At 64.6% G+C, this 19,929-nt stretch carries 17 protein-coding genes; 1 reads left to right on the top strand and 16 read right to left on the bottom strand.

Annotated elements, in window-relative coordinates; genetic code table 11:
• Positions 1–184 precede the first annotated feature (184 nt).
• The 8 genes from H8A92_RS06540 to H8A92_RS06505 are packed head-to-tail and all read right to left on the bottom strand — an operon-like array spanning position 185 to position 9,059.
• On the bottom strand, positions 185–1,342 hold the full coding sequence (locus tag H8A92_RS06540; RefSeq protein WP_229195007.1) for a glycosyltransferase family 4 protein: 1,158 nt from the start codon (positions 1,340–1,342) through the stop codon (positions 185–187).
• Entirely contained in the window at positions 1,339–2,268 is a 930-nt protein-coding gene (locus H8A92_RS06535) for an NAD-dependent epimerase/dehydratase family protein (RefSeq protein WP_229195006.1), read from the bottom strand. The genes H8A92_RS06540 and H8A92_RS06535 overlap by 4 nt, the downstream gene beginning before the upstream one ends.
• 3 nt (positions 2,269–2,271) lie before the next feature.
• Entirely contained in the window at positions 2,272–3,123 is an 852-nt protein-coding gene (locus tag H8A92_RS06530; RefSeq protein ID WP_229195005.1) for a class I SAM-dependent methyltransferase, read from the bottom strand.
• Positions 3,113–3,682 (bottom strand): acyltransferase, encoded by a 570-nt coding sequence (locus tag H8A92_RS06525; protein WP_229195004.1) that lies wholly within the window; start codon positions 3,680–3,682, stop codon positions 3,113–3,115. The genes H8A92_RS06530 and H8A92_RS06525 overlap by 11 nt, the downstream gene beginning before the upstream one ends.
• On the bottom strand, positions 3,679–4,518 hold the full coding sequence (locus tag H8A92_RS06520; protein WP_229195003.1) for a methyltransferase domain-containing protein: 840 nt from the start codon (positions 4,516–4,518) through the stop codon (positions 3,679–3,681). Before H8A92_RS06520 ends, H8A92_RS06525 begins: the two co-directional genes overlap by 4 nt.
• Positions 4,519–4,563: 45 nt before the next feature.
• The gene (locus H8A92_RS06515; RefSeq protein WP_229195002.1) at positions 4,564–5,661 is read right to left on the bottom strand and encodes a glycosyltransferase family protein; all 1,098 of its coding nucleotides are present in this window, start codon (positions 5,659–5,661) and stop codon (positions 4,564–4,566) included.
• Between the two features lie 3 nt (positions 5,662–5,664).
• Positions 5,665–7,503 (bottom strand): asparagine synthase (glutamine-hydrolyzing), encoded by a 1,839-nt coding sequence (gene asnB / locus H8A92_RS06510; protein WP_229195001.1) that lies wholly within the window; start codon positions 7,501–7,503, stop codon positions 5,665–5,667.
• A gap of 2 nt (positions 7,504–7,505) precedes the next feature.
• On the bottom strand, positions 7,506–9,059 hold the full coding sequence (locus tag H8A92_RS06505) for a lipopolysaccharide biosynthesis protein (RefSeq protein ID WP_229195000.1): 1,554 nt from the start codon (positions 9,057–9,059) through the stop codon (positions 7,506–7,508).
• A 298-nt stretch (positions 9,060–9,357) separates the two neighbouring features.
• Between H8A92_RS06505 and H8A92_RS06500 the strand changes: the two genes are divergently transcribed.
• Positions 9,358–10,551 carry a CaiB/BaiF CoA transferase family protein gene (locus tag H8A92_RS06500; RefSeq protein ID WP_229194999.1) on the top strand — a complete coding sequence of 398 codons (1,194 nt, stop codon included), beginning with the start codon at positions 9,358–9,360 and terminating at the stop codon, positions 10,549–10,551.
• A gap of 69 nt (positions 10,552–10,620) precedes the next feature.
• On the opposite strand, the gene H8A92_RS06495 is transcribed toward H8A92_RS06500, so the two are convergent.
• The 8 genes from H8A92_RS06495 to H8A92_RS06460 all read right to left on the bottom strand — a co-directional run bounded on the left by H8A92_RS06495 (position 10,621) and on the right by H8A92_RS06460 (position 19,881).
• On the bottom strand, positions 10,621–12,132 hold the full coding sequence (locus tag H8A92_RS06495; RefSeq protein ID WP_229194998.1) for a tripartite tricarboxylate transporter permease: 1,512 nt from the start codon (positions 12,130–12,132) through the stop codon (positions 10,621–10,623).
• Positions 12,133–12,154: 22 nt separating this feature from the next.
• Positions 12,155–12,697 carry a tripartite tricarboxylate transporter TctB family protein gene (locus tag H8A92_RS06490; protein WP_229194997.1) on the bottom strand — a complete coding sequence of 181 codons (543 nt, stop codon included), beginning with the start codon at positions 12,695–12,697 and terminating at the stop codon, positions 12,155–12,157.
• Positions 12,698–12,773: 76 nt separating this feature from the next.
• Positions 12,774–13,871, bottom strand: a complete 1,098-nt coding sequence (mtnA, locus tag H8A92_RS06485) for an S-methyl-5-thioribose-1-phosphate isomerase (RefSeq protein ID WP_229194996.1) — start codon at positions 13,869–13,871, stop codon at positions 12,774–12,776.
• A gap of 40 nt (positions 13,872–13,911) precedes the next feature.
• On the bottom strand, positions 13,912–14,787 hold the full coding sequence (locus H8A92_RS06480) for an S-methyl-5'-thioadenosine phosphorylase (RefSeq protein WP_229194995.1): 876 nt from the start codon (positions 14,785–14,787) through the stop codon (positions 13,912–13,914).
• 218 nt (positions 14,788–15,005) lie between these two features.
• Positions 15,006–15,992: a tripartite tricarboxylate transporter substrate-binding protein gene (locus H8A92_RS06475; RefSeq protein WP_163162580.1), complete on the bottom strand. Its 987-nt coding sequence runs from the start codon at positions 15,990–15,992 to the stop codon at positions 15,006–15,008.
• Positions 15,993–16,424: 432 nt separating this feature from the next.
• Complete coding sequence (locus H8A92_RS06470) at positions 16,425–17,222, bottom strand: enoyl-CoA hydratase/isomerase family protein (RefSeq protein ID WP_229194994.1); 798 nt, start codon at positions 17,220–17,222, stop codon at positions 16,425–16,427.
• 49 nt (positions 17,223–17,271) lie between these two features.
• Positions 17,272–18,468, bottom strand: coding sequence for a pyridoxal-phosphate-dependent aminotransferase family protein (locus H8A92_RS06465; RefSeq protein ID WP_229194993.1), 1,197 nt, complete (start codon positions 18,466–18,468; stop codon positions 17,272–17,274).
• Positions 18,469–18,597: 129 nt separating this feature from the next.
• Positions 18,598–19,881, bottom strand: coding sequence for an MFS transporter (locus tag H8A92_RS06460; RefSeq protein ID WP_229194992.1), 1,284 nt, complete (start codon positions 19,879–19,881; stop codon positions 18,598–18,600).
• Positions 19,882–19,929 lie beyond the last annotated feature (48 nt).

Raw genomic sequence — 19,929 nt, 5'->3', positions numbered from 1 at the left:
GCTCGTCGGCCGGGATCGGACATTCCGATCCAGAACAGGACCGGCGGCGATTGCAACCGCAACCCCACCCGTCATCCAATTGCGGTCCGCGAGGCCGGCCCCGGAGACGTCTTCCGGTCCATCCTGACTTCCGGGAGCGTCCTCGGTCCGATTGGCGCTCAACCTTCGTCCAGTCCTGGACTGGCTAATCGGCAGCCTGTCGCATCGTGGCTGCAAAGTTTGCCGCGAAGGCGCTGACGCTCTCGTCCTGGTGCGCGACGACATCGCGAACGACGAGCCCGTGGGCGTCCCGTGAGGCCTGCATCAGGTGGTCCGCCAGCGCGACCGGATCATCGACGCCGAAATAGCGGGCTGCGCCTGAAGTCTGCTCGCGGTGCACGTCGATATCCGACAGGATCATGGGAACGCCGAACGATTTCGCCTCCTCGACAGTGGTGCTCCATCCCTCGAAGCGCGACGGGTTGAGCAGTGCGGTTGAAGCCCGCAACAACGCGTAGACGTGCGGCAACGGGATCACGCCGAGGTGCCGGAAGTGCGCTTCGAGGCCACGCTTTTGGACGACGGAATTGACCAGATCATAGTAGCCCGGCTCGCGGCGGTCCTCCGTGCTGCCGGAGGCGCAGACCACCACGTTGGTGCCGCGTTCTTTCAGGATCGTCAGCGCATCGACCACGAGTTGGTGGTTCTTGTGGCGGTAGAACTGATTGGGCAGATAGAAATAGCTTTCCGGCAGGCCGTAGCTCGCGATCACTTCCGAGGGTGCCGTGTTCAGGAACGCAGCCGGCGGCTGGGTCGCAAAGCGCACGACGCTGACGCGATTTCTTGCATGCGGATAGTAGGCTTTGAAATCCCGGAAGGCGCTCTCGCTGCTCAGCATGATGGTTCGTCCCGACGCGATCTGAACGCGAAAGCCGATCTCGCGGCGCCAACGCGCCGTCGTTGGAAACAGCTGAGGCATCGAACGGTGCTGCAGGTCCGGAATCCACGCCACCGCCGGGATAGCCAGCCGCCAGCCGAAGAAGCGCGCGGCTTCAACGACGACATCGACACGCGCGGCGCGGAACGCCGCTGCGGCTCCGCGGTCCAGACCAAGCCCGAGCGCCGCAGCCAACCCCGGCTGTCCGTCGAATGCCTCCGATCGGACGACCTCGACACCCGGTATCGCGGCAAGCTCAGCGAGTTCATGCTCGTCGGCTCCAGTCCCGGCAAAGACGACCGGAACGAATTCGCCGGGCAGAAACCGCGCGAGCGCCGCGAACAGATTGCGCTGATAATTGTACCCGCCGGCCCAAAGCCGTCGCGATATATGACCGAACGCGAACCGCAATGGGCGGGGCGTCACGAAGCCTGCCCTTTGAACCAGGTCACGTATTCGGCAAGGCCCTGATCGAGCGGAATGCGCCAGTCGAACCCGACATGGCGCAGCATTGCATCGTCGGCCAACAGGCTCACGGGATCACCGGGTCGGCTTATTCCCGAGTACCGCACAACGGTCTTGCTGCCCCACTGCCGGATGAGGCCGGCTGCGATGTCGGCAACGCTGGTCCCGCGGCCTGACCCGCCATTGATGACGCGGAAGGTTTCCTGCGACGACGGTTCCGCGACGCTGGCAAGCAGCCGCGCGACATCGCGAACGTCGGTCCAGTCGCGAATTTCGTTTCCCGTCCCGCCGAGCGTCAGCACCTGCTCCTTGGCCTGCAGCCGCGAGCAAATGTCGAAGAGCAACTGTTTGCGCAGATTGGGTCCATAGACCGAGAACAGCCGCACGACAGTGCAGCGGATGCCGAACGACTGCGCGTAGCTCCGGCACAATTGCTCCATCATGGACTTGTGCTGCCCGTATGGCGACATCGGAGTTGGGACGGCACTTTCAGCGATCGGACCGAAATGGTCGGCTCCATAAACGGCCGCACTCGACGCCGCGATCACCGCGCAGTTCGGCGCCGATCCGCGCAGCCATTCCAGCAGCCGCGCGGTGCTCGCAACCGTCCGCGAAAAATCCTCGAACGGCCGCTCGATCGAGACGCCGACGGACGATCCACCGGCCAGATGAAAGATGCGCATCGGCAGCCCGTGCGCCGTCGCGAGCGCATTGAGATTGGCTGCATCGATCTCACCGTTGATCCAGCTCTGCAAGCCAAGCCGCCGGGCTTCCGTTGCGTCGAGCGCACCGTGCCCGACGCCATGCACCGCATGGCCGGCTCCCGCCAGTTCATGCACGAGATGGCGACCGATGAACCCGTTCGCGCCGGTAACCCAGACGATCATTGTTCAGGCCTTGTGACAGACAAAGGAGTAGAGCCGGCCGGGCCGATTGTCGAAACGTTCGGCCATCGAGAGCAGCGATCCGAAGACACGCCGCGACCCGAGCGCGGTTCGCCACAGCGGCGCCACCGGAATCTTTTGCGACAGCTTGGTCACGATCGCGGCCTTCAGTGTCTCGAGCGTGTAAGGAAACAGGTTGATCGGGCTTTGCAGCGGCGCCAGCGTGTCGATCGCGGAAAATCCGGCGCTGGTCAGCGCGCCAGTGTAGCGATCGAGCAGGAAGGCATGCTCGCCGCCGTAGAGGTGGTGCAACGGATGCTGCGCGAGGAACTGCGGAAGGTCCGCCTCCTTGCTGATGACATGCTCGCGCGCGGCGATCAGCATGCCGCCGGGCCGCAGCACGCGAAACATCTCCCGGCATGCCCCTTCGAGATCGCGCGTATGGTGCAGCACGGCTCGGGCGAAGACGAGATCGAATGTCGCATCGGCGAACGGCAGCCGCTCGGAAAATTCCTCGGCCACCCGGATCGGCAGCTGGGTCTGCTGCGCCAGATCCCGGATCGCCGCCGCGCCGACGATCGCGCTGGGATCCGGCTCCAGCGCCGTCACGGCAAAGCCGTTCCTCGCGAGCGCGTAGCTCGCAATGCCGCGGCCGGCGCCAACGTCGAGCGCGGTGCCGGACCGGCCGATGAGCAGCGCCGCGACCGCCTGCCACTCCGAACTCTGGAAATAGCGTTCAGCGGCACCGACCAGCGGATCGTCGTAGAATGCGTCGAGCACGAGCTGGCGCTGCTCCGGCTGATTGCGCAGCCAGACCACCGCCTCCTCCCAGGTGGTAAACTTGCGCTCACCGTTCATCGGGGCCGAGCTCCCTCACCAGCACGGCCGGATTGCCCGCCACGATCGAGAACGGCGCGACATCCCTTGTGACGACCGCGCCTGCCGCGACGATAGCGCCCTGCCCGACCGTTACCCCGCGCAACACCATCGCAGCCGCGCCGATCCAGGCATCATCGCAAATCCTTACCGGGCTCTCGTCAAGCGAGATATCGTTCGGATGCCCGCGCGTGAAAATCTGCTGGACCTGCCGGTGCCGCTCCGCCGCCCGCAGCGGATGGGTGAGATTGTCGAACACATTCGCCGAATGCGAGATCAGAACGCGGTTGCCGATCTCGATCGAGGCCGCCGACCAGATCCGGGTTCCCTCGCCGACGTAGCACCACTCGCCGATCTTGATCTCCCCACCATGCGCGAAGGTCAGAAGCTCACCCAGGATCCGGCTATTGCGGCCGACGACGATCTTGTCGGAATCGCCGCGGATGTTTCTGATCCTGGCATGGCGGCCGAGCGCCGCGTCCTCCTGCAACCGGCAAGTCGCGCGACCGATCAGACGCTGGACCAGGTAGTCGAAATTCATGCCGTCAACTGCAGGCAAGCGACGGCGCGCGACGACGCAGCAAGATCATCGCCCTGTCCCTTGCCGGTGTGGATGTCGAATACGGTCGCCTCGGCGAGCGCCTCGGCGCTCTGGCGCGCCCAGCCTTGTCGCGAATAGCCGAAATAGTCGACATGATGAGATGTCGCGCCGAATGCCTCGATGATCCGCTCGATCATGGCAAGATCGAACACCTGATACCAACCGAGATTCCCGCGCCTGCCGAACGGCACGGAGATCAAGCAGGTCCCGCCGGGCTTGAGAATGCGCTTGAATTCCTTCACTGCCGGAACGAAGCCGTCCCGATCGGTCTCGGCGTCGCGCGGATCGTCGGTGTACAGCATCTGATTGTCGAGGCCGATATGCTCAATCGTCGAAATGCTGGCGACGGTGTCAAAGACATGATCGCCGAACATCGTCTTCCGGAGATCGCCGAACACGTAGGAATAGCCATCACGCCAATAGCACCGCCGCTCCGGCGCCAGCGTCATGATGGTGAGATCCGCGCCGCGCAGCGGCGGACGCTGCAGCAGGAAGTCGTGATTGAACGTCGATCCCGCGTCCAGCATCTTGCCGACATTGTTCAATCGGCCGTAGACCCAGGGATATTCCACCACGCGTTCATCCATGGCGATGCCGTAGCCAGGCGGAAGCTCCTTCCCCGCCTGAAGCAGGCCGGCGTCGATGGCGGAGGTGATGGTATCGCGCTTGACCGTCTGATAACCCGGGCCGAACGGCCGCGGCCGCAACCTGAACAGCGGCACAGCAAGTCCGTCTGCAACCCATTTCAGCTGATAGATCAAGTCACTTGCAGACATCATTCCGGTCCGATCGCCCGCCCTCAGGCCGGCTCTTTGCCCCGTCTAGCACGGCTCAATCCGCGCGACGAGATCGATAAACTTTGCCCATTGCATGGCCTTGCCATAGGTCTCCTGCACGCGGCTCCGGCCAGTTGCAGCGATCGCGGCCCATTGCGGCCAATCCTGCAGGCTGCTTGAAATCGCCCCGGCTGCCCTCTCAGGCGCGTCGTAGGTGCGCATCGTGACGCCGTCCTGCATCGCCTCCGGATAGTTGCCCGCATCCGACACCAGCAGCGCCCCGCAGCCCATCGCCTCGAAGCAGCGCATATTGCCGCGATCGTTACCGGCCATGTCGATCGCGCCGTTGAGCACGATCTTGGCTGATCCGAACAGTTCGTAGAGGTCCCGGCCGAACACGGGCGGCCTTGCGATTCGCGCGATGACGTCGGGGCGCCGGTGTTTCGCGAGCGGCAGCAATCGACCGACCGCGCTTTCGGCGAGCCGTGTCAGCCGCGACGCATCGAGACAGAACACGATGTTGCGGTCAGCCGCAAGCGCCGCGACCTGTTCGAGGGTCCTGCCCCGCGCGCTATGATGCCGTGAATATCCACCGACAAACGCTACGTCGATCGGCCGTTCGCCGTGGCCGTACTGCTCCATGACAGGATCGATCGCGGGGAAGAAAAGCTCCGCCCGGCAGCCCTTGCCGCGCCAGGCCTCGAGGATCGAGGGGAAGTTTCCAAGCACCGCGCCATAGGCGCTCAAATCGGCATTTCCCGATGGCGCAGCGCGCCAGCACAGCGTCTTCTTCACACAGCCGGGAAGCTTGGCGACGAACACACTGGGATAGCGCACCGGATCGAGATTGTAGAACACTTCGGTTCTGTGGTGCTCGATCTGCGCCAGTAGAATGGCCTCGAGCGTCGGCGTGCCCTGCATGCCTTGCTCGCGCGCCCACTGCCGCTGCAGCGCTTCGTCGTCGCCATTGGTGAAGAAGGCGTCGGATGCACCGTCAAGCACGGGCTTGAGAATATGCGCCGCGCCAAAGCGATCGTGCAGGAACACGTCGCGGCGCGCCGCGAAGGTCGAGGCTTTTGCCGCCAGCTGATTCAATCGCGGCAGATAAGACGGATAGAGACCGCTATTCTGGAACAGACGCATCGGTTACGCGGCCCTCGCCAACATCCATTTCATGTTCAGGTATGGCCAGATCCGGCCGACGGATTCCCAATCCCAACCCTGCGACGCCGTCAAGCGGCCGACCGCCGTTCGAAGCGGTGCTTCGTCGACGAACTCGGCAAATGCCGGGACATTCCGATCGAGCAATTCCGCGGTCCAGCCTGCCAACGGTCCGTTCAGCCATTCCGGCATCGGCGAGTTGAATCCGACCTTGCGGCGCGCGGTGCGGATGCTTTCGGGCATCAGGTTCGCCATCGCCTGCCGCGCCACCACCTTGGTCATGCCATCGGCCGATTTGCTGGTTTCAGGCAGCGCCATCGTATAGGTCACCAACCGCCAGTCCATGAACGGCATGCGCACCTCGATCCCGTGCGCCATCGAAAGCCGGTCGAAATTGCGCAGGATGGTCGGCAGCGTGGTCGAGTGGAACATGCGGTAGAGGCGTCGGTTCAGCGCGCCCCACGTATCAGGCAGTTCGTCATTCTCGGCGACCAGCGGCAGCGGCGCCGGCATCGCCGTCAGGCCGCCGCGCAGGAAATAGTGTCCCTGGCGCCTGATCATCAGCGCCCGCAGGAAGTCGATGCCGCGCTGCGCAAGTTGCGATCGGGACGTGAGCGCGGCCGCCGCGTTGCGGATTTTGAATGCGGCCGACTGTCCTTCCTGCAAATAGGCCCCCATCAATTCGTCCGCACCGTGGCCGTCAAGCGAGACAGTGACGTTCTGGCGCCGCAGTTCGCGATAGATCAGCCAAGGCGCGCTCGGCAGCCCGATATAGACGTCGTCATTGTCGTCAAGGATGCGATCAAGGTCGGTGAGCGCATCGGAGCGACCGATCTCGAGAAAGCTCGGCGCCACTTTGGCCCACGCGGCCGCCTCCTCGGCCATCGGCCGCTCGTCATTGCTGGCGCCGGGAAAGGTCGCGACAAAGGCGTGTCGCCAGGCGGTCGAGTCACGCGGTCCCATGCCGGCCTTCTCATGGCTCGCCATGGCGCAGATCACCGCGGACGAGTCAAAGCCGCCGGACAGGCAGGTGCCTATCGGAACGTCGCTGCGCATGCGGAGCGCGACGGAATCCTGGAACAGGTCGCGAAAGCGCGCGACGCGTTCAGCTTCGGTATCCGGGATATCAGGCAGGTGATCCACCGTCCGCCACCAGCGGCGCAGCTGCACGCGCCCCTGGCGCAACCACATGCAGTGGCCGCCCTGGAGGCGGCGCAATTGCGCGAACAGGGTCCGCTCGCTGCCTTCGATCCCGAACGGGTCAAGCAACAGCCGCCGCGCCACGTCGACGTCGAGCGACGTCTCGACCAGCCCGCTCCGCGCCAGCGCGCGCTGCTCGGACGCGAACACGAACCGCTCGGACGACAGCGCGTACAGCATCGGCTTGATGCCGAAACGATCGCGCGCGAGAAACAGATCATCCGTGACTGTGTCGTAGATCGCCAGCGCCCACATGCCGTTGAAGCGCAGCAACATGTCTTCGCCCCACGCCTGCCAGGCGGCAAGGATCACTTCGGTATCGGACTGGCTGCGGAAGACTACTCCCTTCGCCTCGAGTTCGCGGCGCAGCTCGAGGAAGTTGTAGATCTCGCCATTGTAGACGATCACATGGCGGCCATCGCCCGATGCCATCGGCTGATAGCCGCCCTCGCCGGGATCGATGATGGCAAGCCGGCGATGGCCGAAGGCGACGTTTCGCTTCGCGTTGAACCAGGTGCCCTCGCCGAACGGACCGCGATGCGCAATCAAAGCGGTGAGCCGCGAGATGTCGGCCGGCTCCACGGGGGCGCCGCGCAGATTGACGATGCCTGCGATACCGCACATGTCTAGACGGCCTTGAACGGCAAGAAGCGGGTGATGATGATGCGGAGATCCCGCCAGCAGACGGCGCGATAGGGACCCAGCTGCGACACGGCGACGGCGGCGACAAAGATCACCGCTGCCGACACGCCGTAGAGCGACACCACATACCACCATGACGGCGCGTGGTCGAACGCCACATGGCCAAGCTGGGAGCGCAGCGCCAGCGCAATGGCTATCCCTGTGCCAAGCGGGATCAAGACGAAGTGCACCATCCGTGACCATATCCCCGAAAGCCTGAAGGTACGTCGCAGCAGCAGCACCGTGACCACCATCTGGGCGACCATGCCGACGCAGGAGCTCCAACCAGCCGCCTGCCAGCCGAAATACGGCAGCGCGACGGCGCTGGTTGCCAACGTGAAGATGCCAGTGACGAGCGAGATCAGCGCATTGGAGCTGGAGCGCCCCTGCGACAAAAGATAGAACGCGAACACGTTGGCGCTCGACCCCAATATTCCGCTGATCGCAAGCACCACCAGCACCAGCTGCGCCTCGGCGGCGACCTCGGCGCCGGTCCATCGATACAGCAGTGCGCCGGCGACCGGGATCAGGCCGCCGAGCGCGCTCGCGGCCAGCACGTTGAGAATCCAGGACGAGCGAAGCAGCAGGTCGACCTTGCGATCGTCATCCTCCTTCTGCAGCGTGCTGAAGAACGGGAACAGGATCTCGCCGATCTTCAGCACACCGATATAGACCGCCTCCTCCAGCCGCTGGGCGACGCTGTAGAAGCCGACGAATTGCGGTTGCAGCAGCGCGCCGAGCAGATAGCGGTCCGCCTGTCCGGCAAACAGCGCGCCGCTTTGTGCCGCAACCTGCCAGCCGCCAAGCTTGACCAACGCGCGCAGCGTACTGCGATCGAGCGCCGGCCGTGCCAGCCAGTCACTGATTGCATGCCGCGACCAGGCGGACGCCATCAGGAGATTCGTTGCGAAGCCCAATGCCTGACAGCCGAGAAAGGTCGAGGCGCGCGGCGCGTACGGGATGAGCAGCAGCATCGACATCGTCGTCACCACAGTGCCCGTGATGCTGATCGACGCGATCCGCCGATAGTCCTGACGCGCCGTGAACAGCGAGAGGAAGACCGCGAACACGCACTGGCACAGCCATCCGGCACCGGCCAAGGCGAAGGCAAGCCCGAGGTCGTCGGCGGCCGGGCCGCCGAGGTGAAATCCCAATCGCGCGAGTGGCGCGCCTGCAAGGCCGAGCAGGGCTGCGATCAGGCAGCCCACAACGATGGCGAGCGCAAGGGCGGTCGCGAAGAAACGCCGCGCCTCGTCGCGATCGGAGGGTTCCAGCCGTTGCGCGAGCTCGCGCGCGGTCGAAAGGCCGAGCGCATTGCTGAACATCAGCGCCGGCGCCACGCAGGCCGTCACCAGCCCTGCAACACCGAACGCGGCGAGGCCGAGACGGAAAATCACGAACGGGAGAATCGCGAGATTGAGCAGCACCGCGACCGCGAAGGCCGTCGCGTTCCATGCCGAATTACCGAGCAGATGGGATGGACCTTTCTTCACCGCCATGCCCGCTTTTGGTCCATCGCCTCGATACGCCTCAAGTGCCTCTTCCATAAGGGCAAAACCCATTCGGCATGGCGAGGGGCTAGCAGCCGGCGGGGTGATTGTCGAGGGTCGGCCGACGGCCGGCCCGCGCAAGGCAGGTCTAAACGACGGCCAAGGCAGAAGCCGGTCTCCACGGAACCATGACTGTTCGTTTCCTGCCCGATTTGTCGTCCCCGTAACAGTTGGAAAGGCCTGCCAAATTGTCTAAGGCAGAGGGGCTGTAGCCCCAGAGCGGCCCGCCAAACAAGAAGGTGTCTCAATGCCCTTTCCCCGCGCATCCCAAGCCCTGTCCCGTTTCACCGTGCTGGATTTGACCCGGGTCCGGTCCGGGCCGACCTGCGTGCGCCAGCTCGCCGATTGGGGTGCCAACGTCGTCAAGATCGATGCACTCCTTGAGGACGGCGGCGGCGAGCAGCCGGGCGGCCCGCGAGGCGGGTCCGATTTCCAGAACCTGCACCGCAACAAGCGCGCCATGACGCTGAACCTGAAGGACCCCAAGGGGCTCGAGGTGTTCAAGCGGCTGGCCGAGCAGGCGGACGTCGTGGTCGAGAACTTCCGGCCGGACGTCAAGGCCAAGCTCGGCATCGACTATGAGAGCATCCGCAAGATCAACCCGCGGATCGTCTATGGCAGCATCTCCGGTTTCGGCCAGGACGGCCCCTACCACAAGCGCCCCGGATTCGATCAGATCGCACAGGGCATGGGCGGTCTGATGTCGGTGACCGGCGCGCCCGGCGGCGGACCGATGCGGGTCGGCATTCCCGTCGCCGACCTCACCGCCGGACTGTTCTGTGCGATCGGCATCCTCACCGCGCTGCTGGAACGCGACGTCTCCGGCGAAGGCCAATGGGTGCAGACCTCGCTGTTGCAGGCGCAGATCTTCATGCTGGATTTCCAGGCGGCGCGCTGGCTGATGGAAAAGGAAGTCGCCAAGCAGGCCGGCAACAACCATCCGACCTCGATCCCGACCGGCGTGTTCAAGACCTCCGACGGCTACATCAACATCGCCACGACCGGCGGGCGGATCTGGGAGCGCTGCGCCCAGGCGATCGGGGCGCCCGACCTGATCACCGATCCCGACTATGCGACCGCACCGGCGCGCTCGAAGAATCGCGACGCGCTGAATGCCAGGATCGACGCCCTGACCGCGAAGAAATCGACCGAGACCTGGGTGCAGGAACTGAATGCCGCCGGCGTGCCGTGCGGGCCGATCTACTCGATCGACCAGATGTTCGAGGACGCCCAGGTCAAGCATCTCGGCATCGCCCAGCATGTCCCCAATGACGAAAACCGCGATATTCAGCTGGTCGCACAGCCCGTGACGCTGTCGCGGACGCCGAGCAGGATGGCGGCCCGCCCGCCGGAATTCGGCGAGCAGACCGAAGAACTTCTCGCCGAATTCGGCTTCGGCCAGGACGAGATCGCCGAGCTGCGGCAGCGCAAGGTGGTCTAGAGATTCTAGTCTCGACGCGTTTTCTTCACGCGAACCGGTGTCCACTTCGCTCGAAAACGCTCCGGAACCTCACGCCTTTGCCGGACGCACCAGACGCGCGACGCCGGCAAAGGCCCGATCGATCACCGGCCAGAACAGCAGCACGATCGCCAAGGTCGTGATGGTGCCGACAAGGCCGTTCGACCAGAACACCTTCATGTCGCCGCCCGAGCCGATCATCGAGAGCCGGAACGCGTCCTCGGCCCGGCTACCGAGCACCAATGCGAGCGTGAATGGCGCAAGCGGGATCCCGATCTTCTTGAAGACATAGCCGACCACGCCGAAGCCCAGCATCAGCCAGATATCGAACATCGCATTCTGGATCGCATAGGCGCCGATCGCGCAGGACACCACGATCATCGGCGCCACGGCCGCGAACGGCACGCGCAGGATCGAGGCGAAGATCGGCACCGTGGTCAGCACCAGCACGAGGCCGACGACATTACCGAGATACATCGAGGCGATCAGGCCCCAGACGAAATCCTTGTGCTCGACGAACAGCAGCGGCCCAGGGTTGAGGCCCCACACCATCAGGCCGCCGAGCAGGATCGCCGCGGTCCCCGAGCCGGGAATGCCGAGCGCGAGCATCGGCAACAGCGCCGAGGTGCCCGAGGCGTGGGCGGCGGTCTCCGGCGCGAACACGCCTTCGATGCGGCCCTTGCCGAAACTCTCCTGATCCTTGGCGAAGCGCTTGGCGAGGTTGTAGCCCATGAACGACGCCGCGATCGCGCCGCCCGGCGTGATACCGAGCCAGCAGCCGATCACGGACGAGCGCAGCAGCGTCACCCAATATTTCGGCAAGTCCTTCCACACCGACAGCACCACGCGCAGGCTGATGCCGGCGGCGTGCCCGCGCAGCGCCAGGCGCTCTTCCATCGTGAGCAGGATCTCGCTGATGCCGAACAGGCCGATCACGGCGACGAGGAAGTTGATGCCGCGCAGCAGCTCCGCAGAGCCGAAGGTCATGCGCAACTGTCCGGACACCGTATCCATGCCGACGCCGGCGAGCAGCAGGCCGAGCGACATCGAGATGACGGTCTTGTGCTTGGCTTCGCGACCGAGGCCGACGAACGAGCAGAACGTCAGCAGATAGACCGCGAAGAATTCCGGCGGGCCGAACTTCAGCGCGAACGACGAGATCATCGGCGCCAGGAAGGTGATCAAGAGCACCGCGACCAGCGAGCCGATAAAGGACGAAGTGAACGCGGCGGTGAGCGCTTCGGCCGCCCTGCCCTGCTGCGCCATCGGGTAGCCGTCGAACGTGGTCGCGACCGACCAGGCCTCGCCGGGGATGTTGAACAGGATCGAGGTGATGGCGCCGCCGAACAGCGCGCCCCAGTAGATGCAGGACAGCATCACGATGGCCGACGTCGGGTCCATCGTGAAGGTCAGCGGCAGCAGGATCGCGACGCCGTTCGGACCGCCAAGCCCGGGCAGCACGCCGACGAAGATGCCGAGCACGAGCCCGACCATCATCAACAGCAGCGTCTTCCAGGTCAAAAGGACGGCGAAGCCGTGCAGCAGGAGACCGAAGGCTTCCATGGTTCGAAATCCTGTCGGTTAGCTAGCGGCCGAGAGCCGCTTCGAGCGGCCCCTTCGGCATGATGACGTCGAACGCGACGTCGAAGGTCACGAACATCGCGGCGGTGAAGACGAAGGCAGTCAGCAGCGACTTCCACAACGCGATCTTGCCGACGAGACGCATGAAGCCTGCGATCAGGAGAAAGCTCGCGACATAGAGGCCGAGATATTGGGTGGCGAGGCAGAACAGGAATGTCGGCACGAACACCGCCATCACCCGGCGCAACTGGGCCCGGGTGACGAAGGTCTCGGCGGCTTCCCGGCGCGAGACGAAGGCAGCACCCAGGCCGTAGAGGCTGGCGGCGCCGAGGATCACCGAGAGATAGAACGGAAAATAACCCGGCTGCGGCCCGGTCGAGTCCCACGAGGCGCCGGTGCGCCAATTGTCCCAGCCGAGCACCGCGGCGAGCGCAAGCAACAGCAGCGAGGCGACGACATCGACGACGCCGGTCGCGACGACGGCAGGCGAATTTTCTTCAGGCGCGGTCGGATCGTCGACGACGATCTCAAGTTCGGTGTTGGACATGGACGAGACGGTCTGGGTTGCGAGGGCAACGATTGGGATAGCGTGCGGATACAATCGCCGTCAATGCAGCCTTCAGCTAACTGGAACGATCGGGAAATGCGCTCGCAAGCGCAGCACGATTCGCATCGAGAACGCCGCGCTCGGTGATCAATCCCGTCACCAGCCTCGCCGGTGTGACATCGAAGCCGAAATTGGCGACCGTTGAGCCGTCCGGAACCACGCACACGGTCTCGATCCGTCCATCCGCCGTCCGCCCGGTGAGGTGCGTAACCTCGCTTGCCGCGCGTTGCTCGATCGGAATCTGCCTGATGCCATCATCGATACTAAAGTCGATGGTCGGCGACGGCAGCGCAACATAGAACGGAACGCCGTTGTCATGCGCGGCGAGCGCTTTGAGATAAGTCCCGATCTTGTTGCAGACGTCGCCATTGGCGGCAACGCGGTCGGTGCCGACGATCGCGAGGTCGACCATGCGATGCTGCATCAAATGGCCGCCGGTGTTGTCGGGGATCACGGTGTGCGGCACACCGTGGTGACCGAGTTCCCAGGCGGTGAGCGAGGCGCCCTGATTGCGCGGCCGCGTCTCGTCGACCCAGACATGGACCGGGATGCCGCGATCATGCGCCTGATAGATCGGCGACGTCGCCGTCCCCCAATCGACGGTTGCAAGCCAGCCGGCATTGCAATGCGTCAGCACGTTCACTGACTCGCCCGGCTTCTTGGTCGCGGCGATCGCCTCGATCAGGCCGAGCCCGTGACGGCCGATCTCGCGGTTGATCTCGACATCTTCATCGGCGATCTCGCGGGCACGGGCGTAGGCCGCATCGGCCCGGGCTGAGGCAGCGAGCGGCGCGAGCGCGCGCTGCATCTCGTCGATCGCCCACTTCAGATTGATCGCGGTCGGCCGGGTCGCGGCCAGCATCTTGCCGGCGCGCTCAAGCGCCGCGTCGGAGGCATCGGCGCGCATCGCCAGCGCCATGCCATAGGCTGCGGTCGCGCCGATCAGCGGCGCGCCGCGGACCAGCATCGAGCTGATCGCCTCGCCGGCCTCGTCGGCGGTGGTGAGTTTGGCGACGACGAACTCATGCGGCAGCCGGCGCTGATCGATCGCGCCGACCGACCAGCCGTCGGGCTCGAGCCAGATACTGCGAAAATGCCGACCATCGACCTTCATGCCCTGCGCCCTTCGCGTCGCGCGCTCCTGGAGGACTTCTTCACGACCGCAACACCCTTCCAGCAACGGCATCGAGTTTGGCAAGCAGTTGCGGATCGCGCGCCGTGGGCGCCGTGATCAGCGCGGTGTCCAGCGCGCGGTCCGAACCGATCGGACACGGCTCGTGCTCGCGCGGAAAATCCCGCGCCAGCCGCGCGACCAGCGCCTTTGCCTTCTCGGCGTTCGAATTCAGCACGCGGATGATATCCTGCACGGTCACGGCATCATGCGCCGGGTGCCAGCAGTCGAAATCGGTGACCATCGCGACGCTGGCGTAGCAGATCTCGGCTTCGCGGGCGAGCTTGGCTTCCGGCATGTTGGTCATGCCGATCACCGAATAGCCCTGCGTCTTGTAGGTCAGGCTCTCGGCGAGCGAGGAGAATTGCGGCCCCTCCATGCACAAATACGTGCCGCCGCGCGCGAACGCGATGGCTTCCGCTTCGGCCGCGGCGGCGAGATGTTTCGCCAGCAACGGCGACACCGGATGCGCCATCGACACATGCGCGACGCAGCCCTTGCCGAAGAACGAGCTCTCGCGCTTATAGGTGCGATCGACGAACTGGTCGACCAGCACGAAGGTGCCCGGCGGCAGTTCCTCCTTGAACGAGCCGCAGGCGGACAGCGCGACCAGGTCGGTGACCCCGGCCCGCTTCAGCACGTCGATATTGGCGCGATAGTTGATGTCGGACGGCGACAGCGCATGCCCCTGGGCGTGTCGCGGCAGGAACACGATCGGCAGTCCCGCCATCTCGCCACGGCGCAGCGGCGCCGACGGTTCGCCCCAGGGGCTCGTGATCGCCTCATCGCGGACATTTTCCAGGCCCGGCAGGTCGTAGATGCCGGATCCGCCGATGATCCCGAGAACGGCTTTGGTCATGATTGCTCCTCACGCTCCCGCAACGGCGCCTTACCGCGGCGCAATATCGATGGCGTGACCGCGCGATGCAAGGCGATTCCGAGCGGAAGGTAAAGCAACGAGGGATGCGTAGCGCACGTCGAGCCAGCGCCGCTGGCCATTTGCTCCGTCATTCCGGGGCGATGCGAAAGCATCGAACCCGGAATGACGAAGTATGTGTGGACGGCAAACCACGACCACTACTTCGCGACGAAGCCCGCCGCATTCATCAGCGAGGTATTGAGCTTGTCGTCATCCTGCAGGAACTCGACCATATCCTTGCCGGTGAGGAAGATCGGCTTCAACGCCTGCTTCTCCATGTAGTCCTTGTATTCGGCCGTCTGCGTCACTTTCTGGAACAAGTCGACATAGAACGCCTGCTGCTCCTGCGTGACCTTGCCGGGCAGGAACATCGCGCGCAGCATCAGATACTGCACGTCGAGCCCCTCTTCCTTGCAGGTCGGGATATCGTTCCAGGATTGCGTGTCGGTGACCTTGGTCTTGTAGGAGATGCGCTCCTTGTCGAACACACAGAGCGCGCGAACCTGCCCTGCGCGCCAGACCTCGAGGTTTTCGCTGGGATTGTTGACATTGGATTCGGTGTGGCCGCCGACCAGCTGGGTCGCGGCCTCGCCGCCGGATTTGTACGGCAGATAGGAGAACTTCGCGCCGGTCTTCTGCTCCATGAACACGGTCAGCACGTGATCCTCGCGCTTGGAGCCGGTGCCGCCCATCTTGAACGGCGCGCTCGCAGCCTTCGCGGCATCGATGAACTCCTTCACGGTCTTCGGCCCGGACGCGTTGTCCCACAACACGAACTGGTCGAGCGCGATCACCGAAACCGGCGTGAGGTCATGCCAGTTGAACGGAATCTTGGCCGACAGAGGCAGCATGTAGATCAGCGAATAGGCGATCAGCACCTTGTTGGGATCGCCCTCGCTGGACTTCATGTACATCAGCGCTTCCGCACCGGAGGCACCGCCCTTCAGCGAGACCACCATCGGCTGCTTCATCAGATTGTTCTTCTGGATCGCCGCCTGCATCATGCGCGCCATCTGGTCGGAGGCGCCGCCGGCGCCGGCCGCAACCACGATCTCGACCGGCTTGCTCGGCTCCCAGCCGGCAAAGGCCGGCGTGCTCAGCAGCAAGGCCGCGATGGCAGCCGTGGCTTTCACAATCTGTCCCACGTGTTTCTTCCCTATCTATTTGTTCGGCTTGGCAAAACCTGCGAAGCGGCGGGTCGCGTCATTGTGCCGAGAATAAAGGTGAGTTCAAGCCGCCGAACTGCCGCATGGCGTATGACTTTGGAATGAGGGGGGTGCGTCATTGCGAATGGAGTCTCAATGGGGCGGCATACACCATCGTCGTCCCGGCGAAGGCCGGGACCCATACGCCGCAGCCAGAGCTGTAAGCGGGACCGTCGTTCCGGTATCGCGCAACGATGATCATTGGGGTTGTGGGTCCCGGCCTTCGCCGGGACGACAGCGAGGACGTTGCGCGGCCGATGAGTCGTATCCGCCGTCATTCCTCGGTACGCAGTTGCGCACCTGAGGGCTCGCGCTTCGCACGCCCCGGGATGACGACGGACAGTCGTGCGCGTCCCAAGCCTCTCGCCGCCGTTACTTGCCCTTGAAGTTGGGCGCGCGCTTGTTGAGGAACGCGTCCATGCCTTCGCGGAAATCCTCGCTCATATAGGCACGCAGGATGAGGTCTTCGCCTTCCTCGCGCGACAGCGTGCGGCGGATGCGGCGCACCGCTTCCTTGGTCACCTCGAGTGTGATCGGCGCATGGCCGGCGACAAGCTTGGCGGTCTCGGTGGCGCGGCGCTGCAGGGTCTCGACGTCGGGCACGACTTCGTTCAACAGCCCGAGCGCCAGGGCTTCCGGCGCCTCGACGAGGCGCGCCTTGAAGATCAGGTCCTTGGTCCGCGCCGGACCGATCAGCGACACCAGACGCGAGATGTTGGACATCGAGAGGCAGTTGCCGAGCGTGCGCGCGATCGGGAAGCCGATCCGCGTCGCCTCGGTGCCGATGCGGATATCGCAGCATGCGGCGATGCCGGCGCCGCCGCCGGTGCACGCGCCGGCAATCGCCGCGATCACGGGCACGCGGCACTGCTCGAGCGTTCCCAGCACGCGGTCGATCCGCGCCTCATAGTCCAGTGCATCCTGCGCGGTCTTGAACGCGCGGAACTGGGAGATGTCGGTGCCGGAGGCGAACGCCTTGTCGCCGGCGCCGGTCATGATCAACGCCTTGATGGAGTGATCCTGATTGATGTTCTCGCAGATCGAGGCCATCTGCTCATACATCGCAAAGGTCAGCGCATTGCGGGCCTGCGGCCGGTTGAACGTGATGCGCGCGATTCCGTCCTCGACGGAATAGATCAGGTCTTCAGTCGGTGCGACGGGCGCGTTCATGTCTCGCTCTTTCTGTTCTTTGCGATTCGATTTCAGCCGACGGCCTTTTTCAAGCGACGGCCTTGGAGGCCTGCGCGGCTTCGCGGCCCTTCAGGACTTCCATCGCCGCCAGCACGCCGCCAGCGCGATGCGGCACCTTGGCCAGATCGAGACCCATTTCGACGCCGGACAGCGTGCCCATCAGCATCAAATCGTTGAAGTGGCCGATATGCCCGATCCGGAACACCTTGCCCTTGACCTTGTTGAGGCCGGTGCCCAGCGACATGTCGAAATTATCCAGCACGACCTTGCGGAAGTGGTCGGCATCATGGCCATCAGGCACCCGCACCGCGGTCAATGCCGGCGAATGCGCGCCCTGCTCCTGGCACTGCGTCTCCAGCCCCCAGACCTTGACGGCCGCGCGCGTCGCTTCGCTGTGGCGCTTGTGGCGGGCGAAGACGTTCTCCAGCCCCTCTTCCTCCAGCATCTTCACGGCCTCGCGCAAGCCGAACAGCAGGTTGGTGGCGGGCGTGTACGGCCAGGTGCCGGCCTTGTTGATGTTGATGACCTCCTGCCAGTCCCAATAGGAGCGCATTCCCGGATTGGCCCTGGCCACCGCCAGCGCCTTCTCCGACACGGCGTTGAAGCCAAGGCCGGGCGGCAGCATCAGACCCTTCTGGGAGCCCGCGATCGAGACGTCGATGCCCCAGGCATCATGCTCATATTCGAGCGAGCCGAGGCCCGAGATGGTGTCGACCATCAGCAGCGCCGGATGTTTGAGGGTGTCGAGGATCTTGCGGACGTCGCGCGGATAGGTGACGCAGGCGGTCGAGGTCTCGTTATGGACCACGCAGACGGCCTTGATCTTGTGCGCCTTGTCGGCCGACAGCCTGGCCTCGATCTGCTCGAGGTCGGCGCCGTGGCGCCAATCGCCCGGAATGAAGTCGACGTCGAGTTTGAACTTGTCGGCGATGCCATGCCACAGCATGGCGAACTGCCCGGTCTCGCACATCAAAACCTTGTCGCCGGGCTGCAGCGTGTTGACGATTGCGGCCTCCCAGGCGCCGGTCCCCGACGAGGGATAGATGATCACGGGCTGCTTGGTGCGGAACACCCGCTGCATCGACGACATCACGGCAAAGCCGATCTCGGCGAATTCGGCACCGCGATGGTCCATGGTCGGCATGTCCATCGCCCGCAGCACCCGGTCCGGCACGTTGGTCGGTCCCGGAATCTGCAGAAAATGCCTTCCAGTATGCACGGTCATGAGCGTCTTTCCCGGTCTTGCCTTGGTCTTGGTAAGCCGCTCGCATATCACTATTCGCAGGCTTTGTCCTCGGCCCGGCGGGGGGCCGTCATGCATATCTGACGGCGCTCCAATGGGGCCGGCAGCCGCTCATTCGGCGGCCACCACCTTGCCCGGAGCGGCCGATTCGCTCGCCTCCTCGAACGGGCACTCGGGGTGCATCAGGAACGCCGAGAAGCCGCCGAGCAGCAGCAGGCCCATCGACATCAGAAACGGCAGGTACCAATTGCCGGTGGCGTCGATGACGAAGCCGGCGACCAGCGGAGAGACGATGGCCGCGAAAGCCGAGCCGGTGTTCATGATCCCCGCAGCGGTGCCGGAATATTTCGGTGCGATATCCATCGGGATCGACCACATCGGGCCGATCACGAGCTCGGCGCAGAAGAAGCCGGCCGACAGGCAGAGCGCGACCACCGTGATGTCGTGAACGAACAGGATCGGCATCAGCGACAGCAGCGCGCCCGCGAATCCCACGACCGTCACGCTGAGCCGCGCCAGGCGCACATTGCCTGATCGTTCCAGGATGCGGTCGGAGATCACGCCGCCGATGCTGTCGCCGATCACGCCGGCGAAGAACACGCCGGACGCGAACAGCGCCGAGTTCTTCAGATCGAGGCTGTAGTTGTTCTTGAAGAACAGCGGCAGCCAGTTGAGGTAGAGCCACAGGCTCCAGCCGTAGCAGAAATAGGTCAGCGTCACCGGCCACATCCGCTGCAACAGCGGTCCCCACGGCACCTTCGGCCGCTCGCCTTTCGGCCGCGGCGGCAATGTCGCGAGTTCGGCGGCGGTGATCGAGCGATGGTCCCGCGGCTCGTTGCGGAAGTACCAGACCCACACGATACCCCAGATGAGGCTGACGATGCCGAGCACGACGAATGCGCCGCGCCAGGTCAGCCAGAGGATCAGGAGCGCGACGACGGGCGGGGTGATGGCATTGCCGAGCCGCGCGAACGAATGCGTCAGACCTTGCGCGAAGCCGCGGCGGTTGGCCGGCGTCCAGTACTGCATGGCGCGCGTCGCGGTCGGGAACGTCGCGCCTTCGCCGAAGCCAAGCGCGAAGCGCGCGACGAACAGCGCGGCAAGGCCATGGACAAAGCCGGTCATGACGGTTGCCGCGGCCCAGATCATGCCGCACCAGAACAGGGTCTGGCGCGGCCCGAAGCGATCGCCGACCCAGCCGCCGATCACCTGGAACAGCAGATAGGGATAGGCGAAGGCCGAGAACACCAGGCCGAGCTGGGTGTTGGAGAGACCAAGCTCCTTCTGGATGTCGCCGGCGGCGGTGCCGATGTTCACCCGGTCGACATAGGTGATGAAATACATCACGCAGAGCATGGCCAACACGACATGGGTGGCCTTGAACCGAAGCCTCATATCCTCCCCTTCCCTGATCTGCGTTGTTGTTTGTCTTGTGGGTGGACG

The sequence above is a fragment of the Bradyrhizobium acaciae genome (genome assembly GCF_020889785.1).
GTDB classification, from domain to species: Bacteria; Pseudomonadota; Alphaproteobacteria; order Rhizobiales; family Xanthobacteraceae; genus Bradyrhizobium; species Bradyrhizobium acaciae.
Note: the sequence above shows the minus strand (reverse complement) of the source record. Positions and strands in the feature narration are given on the sequence as shown.